This window comes from Burkholderia sp. Bp9016 (assembly GCF_003857765.1).
Taxonomy (GTDB): domain Bacteria; phylum Pseudomonadota; class Gammaproteobacteria; order Burkholderiales; family Burkholderiaceae; genus Burkholderia.
The window spans coordinates 30,737-44,787 of the sequence record NZ_QTPY01000037.1 but is presented as its reverse complement, the minus strand read 5'-3'; the positions used below and the strand labels follow the sequence as shown (position 1 = coordinate 44,787).

Here is a 14,051-nt window from a genome sequence, read left to right as displayed (position 1 = left end):
CATGCATGCGCAGCCGCGGCCTGCAGGATGTAGGCGAGTCCCGTCCGCTCCGCCAGAAAATGAAGAAGCCCGCCTCGCGCGGGCTTTTTCATTTGTGCTTCAGCGCGAGCGCCACCGTTGGCGCCGCTACGAGAAATTCGCGATTGCATCCGCCCGCGACTGCGTTATCGTGGCGGGATGCGTTCTTGACCCCTGCGCGATGCTCGATCCGACCGACCTGCGATTGTTGTACCAGCTCCGGCCTGCGGAGCCCGGCGATTTCCCGTTTGCCGAAGCGCTGACGCACGGCAACATGGGCGGCTATTACAAGCGCCATGGGCTTGTCTGGCGCAGCGACCTGTTCTATGCGAGCTGGCGCGAATCCGAGAATTTCATCCTGGAGGCCGACGGCGAACGCATCGGCGTGCTGCGCGTGACGGAGGAAGGCGATTCGCTGCATATCCGCGACGTGCAGATCGCGGCCGGCCATCGCGGGCAGGGCGCCGGTACCTACATGCTCGACATGTCGCATCGCTGGGCGCGCGCCCGCGGGTTGCACGAACTGCAGTTGCGCGTGTTCGTCGACAATCCCGCCGCCCGGCTCTACCAGCGCATGGGCTACCGCGTCACGGGGCCGAGGCTTGCCCAGCTCGGATCGATCCGCCACATGGTGCGCCCGGTCTGAGCGCGTAAAGATTCGACGCGCTCAGCGTCCGTTGCCGATCGCATCGTCGTCGGATACTTCGTCGTCCGACGCGATGCTGCCTTCCGGGCCGCGGTGTTCATAGCCGCGCAGCATGAACGCGCGCGGGCTTTCGCCGAATGCGCGCCGGAACATTGCCGAAAACGCACTCTGGCTTTGATAGCCGAGCTCGCGTGCGATATGCGACAGCGGTCGACCCTGGTTCAACAGCGGGATGGCGCGCGCGAGCAGCGCCTGCTGCCGCCATTGCGAGAAGCTCACACCGAGTTCCTGTTTGAACAGTCGCGAGATCGTGCGCGTGCTCGCGCCGACTTCGCTCGCCCAGTGTTCGAGCGACTCCGCATGCGCGGGTTGTGCGAGCACCGATTCGCACAGCGTGCGCAGTCGTTTCTCGTCGGGCATTGGCACCGCGAGCGGCAGCGGTTCGGCGTGGCTCAGTTCGTCGAGCACGAGCCCGCACAGCAGACGCTCGCGGGTGCTGCTCAGGTCGCGTGCGTCGAGCGCGACGATCAGCTCCCGCAGCAAGCCCGTCACTTCGACGACCCGGCATGCATCGAGCCCGCCCGGCACGATCGACTCGTCGATATACAGCGTGCGCAAATACGCCTCTTCGACAATCACGACCTCGTGCGTAATGTGCGGCGGCACCCAGATCGCACGGGACGGCGGCACCATCCACGTCGTCCCGGTCGTTGCGACCCGCAGCACGCCGCGCGACGCGTACGCGAGCTGCGCCCACGCGTGCGTGTGCAGTGGGATCCGGCGGCCGGCATCTACCTGCCGCGCGCGAACGCGCATCGGGTGAGCGCGCGTGGGCGCGAACTCGGGCGGGATGTCGATCACGTCGTAGGGATTCGATGCGTCGGCTTGGACAGGCGGATTCATGGACGACTCGGGCTGCGCGGCGGCGATGCCGTTATTTTAGAAGGCGCCGCTCAGGTGTATGCGGCGGTTTTTCGTCCGATAATGCACCGTTCAAATGAACTTTGTATGGGGCCGTGCGAATTCCGGCGTGCGGCACGAGCCGGCACCGGGCAGTGCCGCCCGTCGACAAGAACCTTCGGGCCGCCGCTGCGGTCTATCGATGCGGCCGTGTTTTGTGCGTTTTGCGGGCGAGCGACGCGCACGCGGCGTCCGGTCCGGCAAGACCTGAATCGAAGAGGAGAACCAGATGCGCTACGTATTCGTCTACGGCACGTTGAGAGCGGGAGAGGCCAACGACATCGGTCATGCGGCCACGCGGCACGGGATCGCCGCGCCGGCGCTGCTCGGTGCGGCTGCGCTGCCCGGCGAACTGTACGATTTCGGCACGTATCCGGGGATGATCGCCGGCTCGGCCAGCCAGTCGCTCGTATGGGGCGACGTGTATGAAATCGACGAGCAGTTGATGCCCGTGCTCGACGAGATCGAGCGCGTCTATCCGGGCGTCGACACGCTGTTCCGTCAGGAGCCGGTGAGCGTCGAACTCGGCGGCCGTGAGTACGCGTGCGTCTACTATCCGGTTGCCGCGCACGCGGCGGCCGACCGTCCGCGCATCGCGTCGGGCGACTGGGTGCAGCATCGCCGCGAGCGGGAAGCCGCCTGAGCCTCCATACGACCGGCAACAGCACCACCAATGAAAACAGCGCCCCGCAGGGCGCTGTTTTCATTGGTGGTGCATAGGGCAGGCGGGTAGAACGGCGAAGACCAGACCAGACCAGACCAGACCAGACCAGACCAGACCAGACCAGACCAGACCAGACCGGGCAGGGCCCGGTCCGGCCGTCAGATTTCCTCGTACAGCGGCAGCGTCAGGAATTCGGTGAAGCCTTCCGACGTCGACATCTGTTCGAAGATCGCCGCGGCACGCTCGTACGGCTGCGTGTTGCCGCCGACAGAGCGCTTCACGTTGTCGAGCTCGACCTTCGCGTATTCGCGCACGAGTTCCGCAGTGACCTTGCGGCCGTCGTCGAGCACGCCCTTCGGCGAGCGGATCCACTGCCACACCTGCGAGCGGGAGATCTCGGCCGTGGCCGCGTCTTCCATCAGGTTGTGGATCGGCACGCAGCCGTTGCCGTCGAGCCATGCGCCGAGATAGTGGATACCCACGTTGATGTTGTTGCGCAGGCCGGCTTCGGTGATCGGGGCTTCAGGCTGGAAGTCGAGCAGGTTCTTGCCTTCGACCTGCACGTCGTCGCGCTGCTTCGCGATCTGGTTCGGCTTGTCGCCGAGCACCTTGACGAATTCTTCCATCGCGATCGGCACGAGGCCCGGGTGCGCGACCCAGCCGCCGTCGTAGCCGTCGGTCGCGTCGCGCTGCTTGTCCGAGCGCACGCCGCCCATCGCCTTCTCGTTCGCTTCCGGATCGTTCTTGATCGGAATCAGTGCGCTCATCCCGCCGATCGCCGGCGCGTTGCGCTTGTGGCAGGTCTTCAGCAGCAGCAGCGCGTATGCGCGCATGAACGGCACCGTCATCGTGATCTTCGAACGGTCGGCCAGGCAGAAATCGCGGTCGTTCTTGAACTTCTTGATCGCCGAGAAGATGTAGTCCCAGCGGCCGGCGTTCAGGCCCGAGCTATGTTCGCGCAGTTCGTACAGGATTTCGTCCATCTCGAACGCGGCGAGGATCGTTTCGATCAGCACGGTCGCGCGGATCGTGCCGCGCGGCACGCCGACCACTTCCTGTGCGGCGACGAAGATGTCGTTCCACAGGCGTGCCTCGAGATGGCTTTCCATCTTCGGCAGGTAGAAGTACGGGCCCGAGCCGCGCGCGATCAGTTCCTTCGCGTTGTGGAACAGGAACAGCGCGAAATCGAAGATGCCGCCGGACACGCGCTGGCCGTCGACCGTCACGTGCTTTTCGTCGAGGTGCCAGCCGCGCGGACGCACGATCAGCGTCGCGACCTTGTCGTTCAACTGGTACGACTTGCCGTTCTGCTCGAGCGAGATCGTGCGGCGCACCGCGTCCTTCAGGTTGATCTGGCCGTCGATCTGGTTCGTCCAGCTCGGTGCGTTCGAATCCTCGAAGTCCGTCATGTACGAGTCGGCGCCCGAGTTCAGCGCGTTGATGATCATCTTGCGCTCGACGGGGCCGGTGATCTCGACGCGGCGGCATTGCAGGTCGGCCGGCAGCGGCGCGACTTTCCAGTCGCCTTCGCGGATCGCCTTCGTGTCGGCCAGGAAATCGGGGCGTTCGCCGGCATCGAGGCGCTTGGTGCGCTCGACGCGGGCCTGCAGCAGCGCCTTGCGGCGAGGTTCGAACGTGCGGTGCAGCGCTGCGACGAGTGCGAGCGCTTCGGGCGTCAGGATCGCTTCGTAACCCGGCTTGATTTCGCCGGTGATCGCCATGCCTTGCGGCAGCGTGATCGGGGTGCTCATGAGTCTCATCTCCTTGGTCGGTCAGTTGCGGTTTCGGTGAAGGGGGAAGGCGGCAGCGCCGCGAACGTCATGCGCCCGGGCTGGGGCGCGCGCGGTTTGCGGGTTTGCCGGACGGAGCCGGGGTGGCGAGGAATGCGAGCAGGTCGGCCATGCCGGTGCCGGTGCCGTCGGGCGGCGCGCCGAGTTCCTCGGCGGGCGCGCCCGTGCGGTTGAGCCAGAACGTCGTGTAGCCGAACCACGCGGCCCCCGCGACGTCCCATGCGTTCGACGACACGAACACGATGTCGCGCGGGTTCGCGCCGAACGCGGCAGTGCCGAGTGCGTACGCGACGGGGCTCGGTTTGTACGCGCGGACTGCATCGGCCGACAGCACGCGATCGAACAGGCCGTTCATGCCGGCGCTCTTGATCGCGATGTCGAGCATCTGCGGGGTGCCGTTCGACAGGATCGCGAGCGGCGGGCGCGGTTCGAGCGCGCGCAGCTTGCGCAGCGCGGGCAACGTGTCGGGATAGGTGGACAGGCACGCGTATTCGTCCATCAGCCGCTTTTCGGCCGCGCTGTTCAGCGCGAGCCCGAGCCGGCGTGCGGCGAACCGCAGCGCGTCGAGCGTGATGTCGCGGAACGGGCGATAGCGCGCGCCGGCCGGATCGGCCAGCGTGCGCAACTGCGAGTATTCGATTTGCTTGCGTCGCCACAGCTGCGACAACCGTTCCCCATGTCCGGGAAACATCTGCTCCGCAGCGGCCAGCACCGCACGCACGTCGAACAACGTGCCGAATGCGTCGAAGATGATTGCGTCGGGAGAGGAGAGTGTCGTTGTGGCCGACATAGCCTTGCGCTCCAGTTTCAGAGGTCGGATCGATTCTATTCGTGATCGCAGGTGCTAAAAAAGACGCTAATCATCACTTGATCTTTTACTTTCATATACCTAATCTTGAGCGGCTTCAGTCATGTGAAGGGCGGAAACCCCGTCCTTTCGAGTCATGGACCGGTTCAAACAGATCGAAACGTTCGCCGCGGTCGCGGCTAAGGGCAGCCTGTCGGCGGCCGCGCACGCGGAAGGCGTCGCGCCGGCCATCATCGGCCGTCGTCTCGATGCGCTCGAGGAGCGGCTCGGCGTCAAGCTGCTGGTGCGCACGACGCGCAAGCTCACGCTGACCTTCGAGGGCTCGGCATTCCTCGAGGATTGCCAGCGGATCATCAACGACATGCAGAACGCCGAGGCGAGCGTGTCCGCCGGCGGCGTGAAGGCGAGCGGCCACCTGCGCATTTCGGCGCCGGCCGGGTTCGGGCGACGTCACGTCGCGCCGCTCGTACCCGAATTCAGCGGCGCGCATCCGGACGTGTCGGTGACGCTGGATCTGTCCGACCGGATGGTCGACCTCGTCAACGAGGGGTTCGATTGCGCGGTGCGGCTCGGCGAGCTTCCCGACTCGTCCCTCGTGTCGCTCAAGCTCGGCGAGAACCGCCGCGTGTGCGTGGCGTCGCCCGCGTATCTCGCGCGGCGCGGCACGCCGGTCACGCTCGCGGAACTGGCACGCCACAACTGTCTCGCGCTTGCCGCGAACGCGAACCAGCAGCGCGGCTGGGCGTTCCAGGAGGACGACAAGGTCGTGTCGATTCGCGTGAACGGCACGATGGAGTGCTCGGACGGGGCGGTGCTGCACGAGTGGTGCCTCGCCGGTTACGGCCTCGCATGGCGATCGTGGTGGGAGGTGGGCGAGGACATCGCGGCCGGCCACCTCGTCAGCGTGCTCGACGCGTTCGCGGCGCCGCCGATCGGCATTCACGCGGTATTTCCGCAGCGCCGCCACCTGCCGTTGCGCGTGCGCCTTTTTCTCGATTACCTGAAACATACGTACGAAAGGCCCGGGTACTGGGGCGAGTAGGGTGTCTGCCGCTCGAGCCGATGCCGGTGGCGGGCCGTGCCGGCCCGCGTGTTTCCGATATGAGGGCGAACCCGCTGCCGGCGCCGGTCGCGCCGTTTCGCGCACTACAATCGAAACTGGCATGCGCGACGCGTCGCGGCCGGATCGCACGGGTTCGCGGCGCACGCGGTGCGACTGACGCAGGAGGGCGCGATGTTCCGGCACATCCTCGTTCCAACCGACGGTTCCGAACTGTCGCAAAAGGCGATCGACGGTGCGATCGATCTGGCGCGGGCGGTCGGCGCGCAGGTCACGGCCTATGCGTGCCTGCCGCAATATCCGTACTCGCCGTTTTCCGAAGTGATCATCGAGCCGCCCGCCGATTTCCGGGCGCGTAGCGAGCGTGAGGCACGTGCACATCTCGACGAGGTGCAGGCGGCCGCGCGGGAGGCCGGCGTCGTCTGCGACAGCTGGACGAGCGTGCATCCGTCGCCTTATCTCGGCATCATCGAGGCGGCCGAACGCGGCGGCTGCGACGTGATTTTCATGGCGTCCCACGGACGTCGCGGGCTCGGCAGCCTGTTGATCGGCAGCGAAACGCAGCGCGTGCTGACCCATACGAAAATTCCGGTGATCGTCTATCGGTAGGCTGGCGGCCGTCTTCGCCGCGCGGGCGGCAGCACGGCAGCGCCGCAGAAAAAGGGCGCGCCGGACGAAGCCGGCGCGCGTTGCGACTGGCGGCACGGAGCCGCGCGGCCGGTCGCGCGAATCATCGCGCGCCTGCCGTCTCCTCCCTGATTTTTATTCGGTACGGCCCGATGCGGCGCCGTCGCGTGACGGACGGGCACCGGTGCGACACTTGCGCGTGTCAGGCGACCTTCTTGCCGTCGAAGAACTGTTCATCTTCGGTCGAGCCGTGCAGCGCGGTCGTCGATGCTTCGCGCTCGACCGTCTGCGTCACCGCGTCGAAGTAGCCGGTGCCGACTTCGCGTTGATGCTTGACCGCCGTGAAGCCCTTGTCGGCCGCCGCGAACTCGGCTTGCTGCAACTCGACGAACGCGCTCATTTGCGTGCGGGCGTAGCCGTGCGCGAGGTTGAACATCGAGTAGTTCAGCGCATGGAAGCCGGCCAGCGTGATGAACTGGAACTTGTAGCCCATCGCGCCGAGTTCCTTCTGGAACTTCGCGATCGTCGCGTCGTCGAGGTTCTTCTTCCAGTTGAACGACGGCGAGCAGTTGTACGACAGCATTTTGCCCGGAAACTGCTTGTGGATCGCTTCCGCGAACTTCTTCGCGTACTCGAGATCCGGCTTGCCGGTTTCGCACCAGACGAGGTCGGCGTACGGCGCATAGGCGAGGCCGCGCGAGATCGCCTGCTCGATGCCCGGCTTCGTGCGGAAGAAGCCTTCGACCGTGCGCTCGCCCGTCAGGAACGGCTTGTCGTTGTCGTCGACGTCGGACGTGATCAGGTCCGCTGCTTCCGCGTCGGTACGTGCCACCAGCACGGTCGGCGTGCCCATTACGTCGGCCGCGAGACGCGCCGCCGAGAGCTTCGCGACCGCCTCGCGTGTCGGCACGAGCACCTTGCCGCCCATGTGTCCGCACTTCTTCACGGAAGCGAGCTGGTCTTCGAAGTGGACGCCCGATGCGCCGGCCTCGATCATCGCCTTCATCAGTTCGAACGCGTTCAGTACGCCGCCGAAGCCGGCTTCCGCGTCTGCGACGATCGGTGCGAAGAAGTCGACATAGCCTTCGTCGCCCGGGTTCTTGCCTTCCGACCACTGGATCTGGTCGGCACGCGTCAGCGTGTTATTGATGCGCTTGACGACGAGCGGCACCGAATTTGCCGGGTACAGCGACTGGTCCGGGTACATTTCGCCGGCGACGTTCGCGTCGCCCGCCACTTGCCAGCCGGACAGATAGATCGCCTTCAGGCCGGCTTTCACCTGCTGCATGGCCTGGTTGCCGGTCAGCGCGCCGAGGGCGTTGACGAACGGCTCTTCATTGATGAGGCGCCACAGTTTTTCGGCGCCGCGCCTGGCCAGCGTGTGCTCGACCACGATCGAGCCGCGCAGGCGGACCACGTCCTCAGCCGTGTAGCTGCGCTTGATGCCCTTCCAGCGCGAATCGGTTTCCCATTGTTTTTGCAGTTCCTGTGCCTGTTGCTGACGCGACATGATGCGCTCCTTGATGTGCGTGTTGCCTAATGGGTCAAAACGGACGGTGGCGATGCTGTTCTCGAAGCGGGCGGGTGCTGCGTTCCGGTTCGTGAAGTCTTGTATAAGAGTCTAGGTAAATCGACCGGAGCGGGACAGGGACTTTTTTAGGATGGGCGGAAAATATTTACTCTTATAAATCAATTGCTTGTGATTAACATTTCGCAATAAGGAACGTATTTTTCCATTCCGCAATTGTAAGGTTGTGCCACGCAGCATGATTTTTTACGACGCAAAAAAATTTTCCGCATCGTGAAATGTGGCGCGGGGCGAAAAAAAACCGGCGCGGATGCGCCGGTCTGCGGATGGTGGGGTGGCCATCCGTGGGGCGGCCGAGAGACCGCCCGTGCGTGCTTACGATGCGGAATTGCTGCGACGCGGGCCGCTGCTGCGCTGGCCGTCGCGACGCGGGCCGCCGTCACGGCTACCGCTCGGCTTGCCGCTCCAGCCGCCGCCATTGCCGCCGCCGTAGCTGCGGCCGTTGCCGCCGCCGTGACCGCCACCCGGCTTGCCGCCGAAACGACGACCGCCGTTACCGCCACCTGGACGGCCGCGGCCGCCGTTGCCGCGATCGTTGCGCGGGGGTGCCTTGCGCGGTTCGAAGCCTTCGATCACGTTGACCGGCAGCGGCGAGCGCACGAAGCGCTCGATGCGCTTGAGCGCACCTTGCTCGGCGTGGTGCACGAGGCTCACCGCGGTGCCCGAACGGCCGGCACGGCCCGTACGGCCGATACGGTGCACGTAGTCTTCCGCGAACTTCGGCAGGTCGTAGTTGAACACGTGCGTGATGCCGGGGATGTCGATACCGCGTGCCGCGACGTCGGTCGCAACCAGCACGCGCACGCGCCGCTCGCGCAGCGCACGGATCGTGCGGTTACGCGCGCCCTGCGGCAGGTCGCCGTGCAGCGCAGCCGATTCGAAGCCTGCGTCGGCGAGACGGCCGGCGAGCTGGTCGGCGTCGATCTTGGTCGCCGTGAAGATGATCGCCTGGTCGAGCGCGTCGTCGCGCAGCAGGTGATCGAGCAGGCGATCCTTGTGGTCGCGGTCGTCGACGTAATGCACGGTCTGCGCGATGTTCGCACGCGATTCGAGGCGTTGCTGGATTTCGATGCGCTCCGGATCCTTCAGCAGGCGGCTCGTCAGCGAACCGATCTTGCCGTCGAGCGTGGCCGAGAACAGCATTGTCTGGCGCGACTCGGGCGTTGCGGCGACGATCGTTTCGATGTCGTCGATGAAGCCCATGTCGAGCATGCGGTCGGCTTCGTCGAGCACGAGCATCTTCAGCTCGGACAGGTCGATGCGGCCACGCTCGAGGTGGTCGAGCAGACGGCCCGGCGTCGCAACCAGGATTTCCGGGTTCTTCGCGAGCAGCATCAGCTGCTGGCCGTAAGCGACGCCGCCGAGGATGCTGACCGTGCGCAGGCGCTTCAGGTGCTTGCCGTAGGTCGACGCGGCCGTGGTGACCTGCATCGCGAGTTCACGGGTCGGCGTCAGCACGAGCAGGCCAGGGCGGGCGACCGGCTGCGGGCGGCGCACACGGCGGTCGCCCTGGTTCGGTTCACGCGGCGCGCGCGGTTGCTGCGCCAGCGTCTTCTGGAGTTGCGCGAAGCGTTCGATCGCGGGCAGCATGAATGCGGCAGTCTTGCCCGAACCGGTCGGGCTCGATACCAACAGATCCCGACCGGCGATGCCGGCCGGAATCGCGCGCTGCTGGACCGGCGTCGGCTTGGCGTAGCCGGCGGCCTGCAGCGCGGAGACGATCTCCGGCGACAGCCCGAGCGACGCGAAAGTCGGCTCGTCCGACGCCGGTTCGACCGCGGCCGGTGCGGCGGCGTCGTCGAGACCGAGCGCCTGGTCGGCGATCGCGTTGAGCGGGCTGGTGTTGATGCTCGAAGTCATAACAATCCTTGAAACACAGTGGGTGAAACGTCGGCGCCAATCGCGCATACCCAAGTCGTCGGATTCAGCGAGCAAATCGGGAAACGGGTGCAATCCGCCGAACCTTCGGCGGATGAGGCATTAGAAGCTGTTTTGGGTGCGGCGCGCTTCTGGAGCGGGGCCGCCAGCCTAGTTGACGACCGCGAGGGTCGAAGCAGGAGGGGACAGGTTCTAAACCGGATTGGAGCTTAACGCTACGAGGCGTCAGGCCGGAACGGCTTACGAGCCGAGCGCGGAGGTGACGCAGGCCGCATTATAAAGAATTTTGCTGCGCTGCGCCACTGATTTGATTGCCTATTGCGGGCGGAGGCGTAGCGATCAGGACGCCGTGCCGTTCTTTAGCGATTCGACGAGCTCGATGTACTGCTGCTTCGCCGCATCCTGCGACGTGCCTTTCAGCGCTTCCCACGCATCGTACTTGTACTTGCCGACGATGTCGGTGAAGCCCGGCTTGTCGCCGTGCGCGTCGCCGTCGGTGGCCTGCTTGAAGAGTGCGTACAGGCGCAGCAGGGTCAGGTTGCCGGGGCGCTCGGTCAGTTGCTTGACGTCGACCTGGGCCTGGTCGAATTGGCTGGTGAGTTCGCTCATCGCGTGTCTCCGTAAGGGTTTCAAGTCGGGCGATCTTAACAAGCGAAGCGCCACGCGGGGTCGAGCGATCCTTCCAAACCGCCGGCGGCACGGGTGCACGTGGTGGAATCGGGCCCGATCGTCCGTGGGAGCGGGGCGCCGCATTACAATATCGGCCATGACGCAAACAGTGCTCCTCGCCATCGATACGTCGACCGAATACTGCTCGGTCGCGCTGCTGCGCTCGGCTCAGGCCGATGACGCCCTTTCCACCCCGCAAACCTGGGTCCGCCACGAGCCGACGGGCGCCGTGTCGAGCACGCGCGTGCTGCCGGCAATCCAGGAGCTTTTCGCCGAGTCGGGCCTGACGCTCGCCGACTGCGACGCGATCGCGTTCGGCGCGGGCCCCGGCTCGTTTACCGGGCTGCGTACCGCGACCGGCATTACCCAGGGACTCGCGTTCGGGCGCGGGCTGCCGGTCGTGCCGATCGGCACGCTGCTCGCGTGCGCGGAGCACGCGCGGCTGCGGGCGCCTGACACGACGCGTGTGCTGACTGTGCTCGACGCGCGAATGGACGAGGCGTACTGGGCCGACTTCGCGTGGGACGACAGTACGGGCGACTGGCGCACGCTGCATCCGGCTTCGCTCGATGCGCCGGGTGCCGTCGGCGTGCCCGACGCGCGGTTTACGCTCGCGGGCAACGCGGCGGCTGCATTCGGCGCGCAGTTGCCGGCCGCGGCACGCGCGGCCGTGATCGACGGCGAAGCGCTGCCACATGCGCTGGCGGTCGCGCATGCCGCGCTGCGGGCGTTTCGCGCCGGCCGTGCGGTGCCGGCCGACCAGGCCGCGCCCGAATACGTACGCGACAAGGTCGCGCAGACCACCGCAGAGCGGGTCGCGGCGCGTGCCGAGCAGGCGGGCGGAGCGAAAGGATGACCGGCGTACTGCTGAGCGACCGCTATCTGTCGCCGATGACCGATACGGATCTCGACGAGGTCGTCGCGATCGAGCAGGTCGCATACGAATTCCCGTGGAGCCGCGGCAACTTCGAGGATTCGCTGCGCAACGGCTATTTCGGCGTGTGCCTGCGGCACGTGACGGGCGCGCTCGTAGGTTACTGTGTGCTCATGCCGGTGATCGACGAGATGCATCTGCTGAACCTGTGCGTCGCGCCGGCCGCCCAGCAATCGGGCGCGGGTCTCGCGCTGCTGCGTGAAGCCGTGCGCGTTTCACGCGCGGAAGGGCTCGACGGCGTGCTGCTCGAGGTGCGACCGTCCAATCTGCGCGCGGTCCATCTGTACGAACGCTTCGGTTTCGTCACGATCGGTCGGCGCAAGAACTACTATCCGGCGCGGCATCGCAGCCGGGAGGACGCGATCGTGATGCGTCTGACGCTGAACAAGGATGGAGGGGACGCGCATGGCGTGGGCTGAAGCAGCGCTCGAGGAGATGGGGCTCGCGCAGCGCTGGGTGCGGCGCGGGCAACACGCGGAAAGTGCCGCAGCGACCGGGGCGTCCGCTGCGGTGGACGAGCCGTCTGTCGTTGCGGCGGAAACCGTCGCGCAAGCGCCGCAGCCGGCGGTTGAGCCGGCGCGCGACACGCAGGTCCCGGTAGCCCGTGAACGCGCACGTGACGATGCGCCGCCGGTTGGCAGGCCCGCGCGCGCTGCGGTGCCGCCCGATGGCGCGGGCAATGCTGCCCGGGCGGCGATCGTTGAAGGTCGTGCTCCCGTGCAGCGCATGCCGGCGGCTGCCTCGGACGACATGCCGCCGGTCACCGACGACGATTTCGCGTGGTTCGACGCCGCGCCGCCGGGCGATCCGCTGCCGGCCGCCGAGCCGCGTCCTGCCGCAACGCCGGTTGCGGCGCTCGACTGGGATGCGCTCGCCGCGCGCGTGGCCGATTGCACGAGCTGCCGTCTGTGCGAGAAACGCACCAACACCGTGTTCGGTGTCGGCGATCGCGACGCGGACTGGATGCTGGTCGGCGAAGCGCCGGGCGAGAACGAGGACAAGCAGGGCGAGCCGTTCGTCGGTCAGGCCGGCAAGCTGCTCGACAACATGCTGCAGTCGTTGTCGCTCAAGCGCGGCGAGAACGTCTACATCGCGAACGTGATCAAGTGCCGGCCGCCCGGCAACCGCAATCCGGAACCCGACGAGGTCGCGCGTTGCGAGCCGTACCTGCAGCGCCAGGTCGCGCTCGTGAAGCCGAAGCTGATCGTCGCGCTTGGCCGTTTCGCCGCACAGACGCTGCTGAAGACGGACGCGAGCATCGCGTCGCTCCGTGGGCGCGTGCATCAGTACGAGGGCGTGCCGGTGATCGTTACCTACCACCCCGCGTATCTGCTGCGTAGCCTGCAGGACAAGTCGAAAGCCTGGGCCGACCTGTGCCTCGCCCGCGACACGTTCCTGCGCGCAGGCAGCGCCGACGCGAACGAGCCGTCCGGACAATGACGACCGGCGCGGCGTTCGCGTTCGTCGATACGCTGCGCGATGTCGCGGTTCGCGACCTGGGCTGGCTTCTCGCGAGCCCGAGCTTGCTCACCGCGGCGCCTGGCGCGCCGCTCGCGCATCCGTGGTCGGATGCGGTCGAACGGGTGGCCGTCGAAGCGTGGCTCGTCGCGCTCGACGCCGCGCCCGAGCCGCTGCACCGGGCGCTCGACGGGTTGCGTCCCGTACGGCTCGGCCGCTATGCCGAATGCCTGCTCGAATATTTCCTCACGCACGGGCCATCGCTGCGGCTCGTCGCCGCCAATTTGCCGCTGCGCAGCAACGGCAAGACGCTCGGCGAAGTCGACTTCCTTGTCGACGCGCCAGGCGGGCAGCGCCTGCACTGGGAGCTCGCGGTGAAGTGCTATCTGTGTGCACCGGTGCGCGGCGACGCATCGCTCTCGGATTTCGTCGGGCCGAATCTCGTCGACCGCCTCGATCGCAAGCGCAGCCGGCTGCTCGACCATCAGCTGAGGTTGAGCGATCGCCACGGATTTGCGTTGCTCGGCTACGGCGCGCCGACCGATGCGCAGATGTTCGTCAAGGGATGGTTGTTCTATCCGCATGGAGAGCCGCTGCCGCCGGTGTCCGCGGAAATCGCGGCGGATCATGCTCGCGGCTTCTGGCTCACGCATGCGCAGTGGCCGGACTGGGCTGCCGCGCAACCCGACGGCGTGGCCTGGAACGTACTGGCGCGACTCGCATGGCTTGCGCCGCGGTATGGTGCGGCCGACGTCGTGCCCGAACCGCTGGCGAACGCGCTTGCGCTGCCGTCGGTATTGACGGCGCGCCAGGCCCCCGCGCTGATCGGCGTTCATCGACAGGACGGCGACGGCGCATGGCGCGAGATGTCGCGCGGCTTCATCGTGCCGGACGACTGGCCTGCACGTGCGCAGGCGTTTGCGGCAGAATAAGACTGACGCCGCGTCACGC

At 66.6% G+C, this 14,051-nt stretch carries 14 protein-coding genes; 8 read left to right on the top strand and 6 right to left on the bottom strand.

Annotated elements, in window-relative coordinates:
- Positions 1-199 precede the first annotated feature (199 nt).
- The gene (locus tag DIE13_RS30010; protein WP_096507298.1) at positions 200-664 is read left to right on the top strand and encodes a GNAT family N-acetyltransferase; all 465 of its coding nucleotides are present in this window, start codon (positions 200-202) and stop codon (positions 662-664) included.
- Between the two features lie 21 nt (positions 665-685).
- On the opposite strand, the gene DIE13_RS30005 is transcribed toward DIE13_RS30010, so the two are convergent.
- Positions 686-1,567 carry an AraC family transcriptional regulator gene (locus DIE13_RS30005; RefSeq protein ID WP_124830645.1) on the bottom strand — a complete coding sequence of 294 codons (882 nt, stop codon included), beginning with the start codon at positions 1,565-1,567 and terminating at the stop codon, positions 686-688.
- 286 nt (positions 1,568-1,853) lie between these two features.
- On the opposite strand from DIE13_RS30005, the gene DIE13_RS30000 reads away from it, so the two are divergent.
- Positions 1,854-2,267, top strand: a complete 414-nt coding sequence (locus DIE13_RS30000; protein WP_124830644.1) for a gamma-glutamylcyclotransferase — start codon at positions 1,854-1,856, stop codon at positions 2,265-2,267.
- A 179-nt stretch (positions 2,268-2,446) separates the two neighbouring features.
- On the opposite strand, the gene aceB is transcribed toward DIE13_RS30000, so the two are convergent.
- Complete coding sequence (gene aceB, locus DIE13_RS29995; RefSeq protein WP_124830643.1) at positions 2,447-4,039, bottom strand: malate synthase A; 1,593 nt, start codon at positions 4,037-4,039, stop codon at positions 2,447-2,449.
- 67 nt (positions 4,040-4,106) lie between these two features.
- Positions 4,107-4,868 carry a haloacid dehalogenase type II gene (locus DIE13_RS29990; RefSeq protein WP_124830642.1) on the bottom strand — a complete coding sequence of 254 codons (762 nt, stop codon included), beginning with the start codon at positions 4,866-4,868 and terminating at the stop codon, positions 4,107-4,109.
- Positions 4,869-5,022: 154 nt separating this feature from the next.
- Here DIE13_RS29990 and DIE13_RS29985 point away from each other — a divergent pair, with 154 nt between their 5' ends.
- Both DIE13_RS29985 and DIE13_RS29980 read left to right on the top strand, forming a co-directional pair.
- Entirely contained in the window at positions 5,023-5,928 is a 906-nt protein-coding gene (locus tag DIE13_RS29985) for a LysR family transcriptional regulator (RefSeq protein ID WP_096507303.1), read from the top strand.
- A gap of 192 nt (positions 5,929-6,120) precedes the next feature.
- Positions 6,121-6,555 (top strand): universal stress protein, encoded by a 435-nt coding sequence (locus tag DIE13_RS29980; protein WP_096507304.1) that lies wholly within the window; start codon positions 6,121-6,123, stop codon positions 6,553-6,555.
- 220 nt (positions 6,556-6,775) lie between these two features.
- Here DIE13_RS29980 and aceA read toward each other — a convergent pair whose 3' ends face one another.
- The 3 genes from aceA to DIE13_RS29965 all read right to left on the bottom strand — a co-directional run bounded on the left by aceA (position 6,776) and on the right by DIE13_RS29965 (position 10,648).
- A complete protein-coding gene (gene aceA / locus DIE13_RS29975) occupies positions 6,776-8,083 on the bottom strand; it encodes an isocitrate lyase (protein ID WP_124830641.1) in 1,308 nt (435 codons plus the stop codon).
- A 393-nt stretch (positions 8,084-8,476) separates the two neighbouring features.
- Entirely contained in the window at positions 8,477-10,021 is a 1,545-nt protein-coding gene (locus DIE13_RS29970) for a DEAD/DEAH box helicase (protein WP_124830640.1), read from the bottom strand.
- A 357-nt stretch (positions 10,022-10,378) separates the two neighbouring features.
- A complete protein-coding gene (locus DIE13_RS29965; RefSeq protein ID WP_124830639.1) occupies positions 10,379-10,648 on the bottom strand; it encodes an acyl-CoA-binding protein in 270 nt (89 codons plus the stop codon).
- A gap of 148 nt (positions 10,649-10,796) precedes the next feature.
- Between DIE13_RS29965 and tsaB the strand changes: the two genes are divergently transcribed.
- The 4 genes from tsaB to DIE13_RS29945 are packed head-to-tail and all read left to right on the top strand — an operon-like array spanning position 10,797 to position 14,032.
- Positions 10,797-11,564, top strand: coding sequence for a tRNA (adenosine(37)-N6)-threonylcarbamoyltransferase complex dimerization subunit type 1 TsaB (gene tsaB / locus DIE13_RS29960; protein WP_124830646.1), 768 nt, complete (start codon positions 10,797-10,799; stop codon positions 11,562-11,564).
- Positions 11,561-12,061, top strand: coding sequence for a ribosomal protein S18-alanine N-acetyltransferase (gene rimI, locus DIE13_RS29955; protein ID WP_124830638.1), 501 nt, complete (start codon positions 11,561-11,563; stop codon positions 12,059-12,061). Before tsaB ends, rimI begins: the two co-directional genes overlap by 4 nt.
- Positions 12,048-13,082: a uracil-DNA glycosylase gene (locus tag DIE13_RS29950; RefSeq protein ID WP_124830637.1), complete on the top strand. Its 1,035-nt coding sequence runs from the start codon at positions 12,048-12,050 to the stop codon at positions 13,080-13,082. The genes rimI and DIE13_RS29950 overlap by 14 nt, the downstream gene beginning before the upstream one ends.
- Positions 13,079-14,032 (top strand): DUF1853 family protein, encoded by a 954-nt coding sequence (locus DIE13_RS29945; protein WP_124830636.1) that lies wholly within the window; start codon positions 13,079-13,081, stop codon positions 14,030-14,032. Before DIE13_RS29950 ends, DIE13_RS29945 begins: the two co-directional genes overlap by 4 nt.
- Positions 14,033-14,051 lie beyond the last annotated feature (19 nt).

What these genes read in the sequence shown, in the direction of transcription:
- DIE13_RS29950 (WP_124830637.1), top strand. Translation starts at nt 12,048, where the DNA reads ATGGCGTGGGCTGAAGCAGCGCTCGAGGAGATGGGGCTCGCGCAGCGC.
- DIE13_RS29945 (WP_124830636.1), top strand. Translation starts at nt 13,079, where the DNA reads ATGACGACCGGCGCGGCGTTCGCGTTCGTCGATACGCTGCGCGATGTC.
- DIE13_RS29980 (WP_096507304.1), top strand. Translation starts at nt 6,121, where the DNA reads ATGTTCCGGCACATCCTCGTTCCAACCGACGGTTCCGAACTGTCGCAA.
- aceB (WP_124830643.1), bottom strand. Translation starts at nt 4,039, where the DNA reads ATGAGCACCCCGATCACGCTGCCGCAAGGCATGGCGATCACCGGCGAA.
- DIE13_RS30000 (WP_124830644.1), top strand. Translation starts at nt 1,854, where the DNA reads ATGCGCTACGTATTCGTCTACGGCACGTTGAGAGCGGGAGAGGCCAAC.
- DIE13_RS29990 (WP_124830642.1), bottom strand. Translation starts at nt 4,868, where the DNA reads ATGTCGGCCACAACGACACTCTCCTCTCCCGACGCAATCATCTTCGAC.
- DIE13_RS29985 (WP_096507303.1), top strand. Translation starts at nt 5,023, where the DNA reads ATGGACCGGTTCAAACAGATCGAAACGTTCGCCGCGGTCGCGGCTAAG.
- DIE13_RS30005 (WP_124830645.1), bottom strand. Translation starts at nt 1,567, where the DNA reads ATGAATCCGCCTGTCCAAGCCGACGCATCGAATCCCTACGACGTGATC.
- aceA (WP_124830641.1), bottom strand. Translation starts at nt 8,083, where the DNA reads ATGTCGCGTCAGCAACAGGCACAGGAACTGCAAAAACAATGGGAAACC.
- DIE13_RS30010 (WP_096507298.1), top strand. Translation starts at nt 200, where the DNA reads ATGCTCGATCCGACCGACCTGCGATTGTTGTACCAGCTCCGGCCTGCG.
- rimI (WP_124830638.1), top strand. Translation starts at nt 11,561, where the DNA reads ATGACCGGCGTACTGCTGAGCGACCGCTATCTGTCGCCGATGACCGAT.
- DIE13_RS29965 (WP_124830639.1), bottom strand. Translation starts at nt 10,648, where the DNA reads ATGAGCGAACTCACCAGCCAATTCGACCAGGCCCAGGTCGACGTCAAG.
- DIE13_RS29970 (WP_124830640.1), bottom strand. Translation starts at nt 10,021, where the DNA reads ATGACTTCGAGCATCAACACCAGCCCGCTCAACGCGATCGCCGACCAG.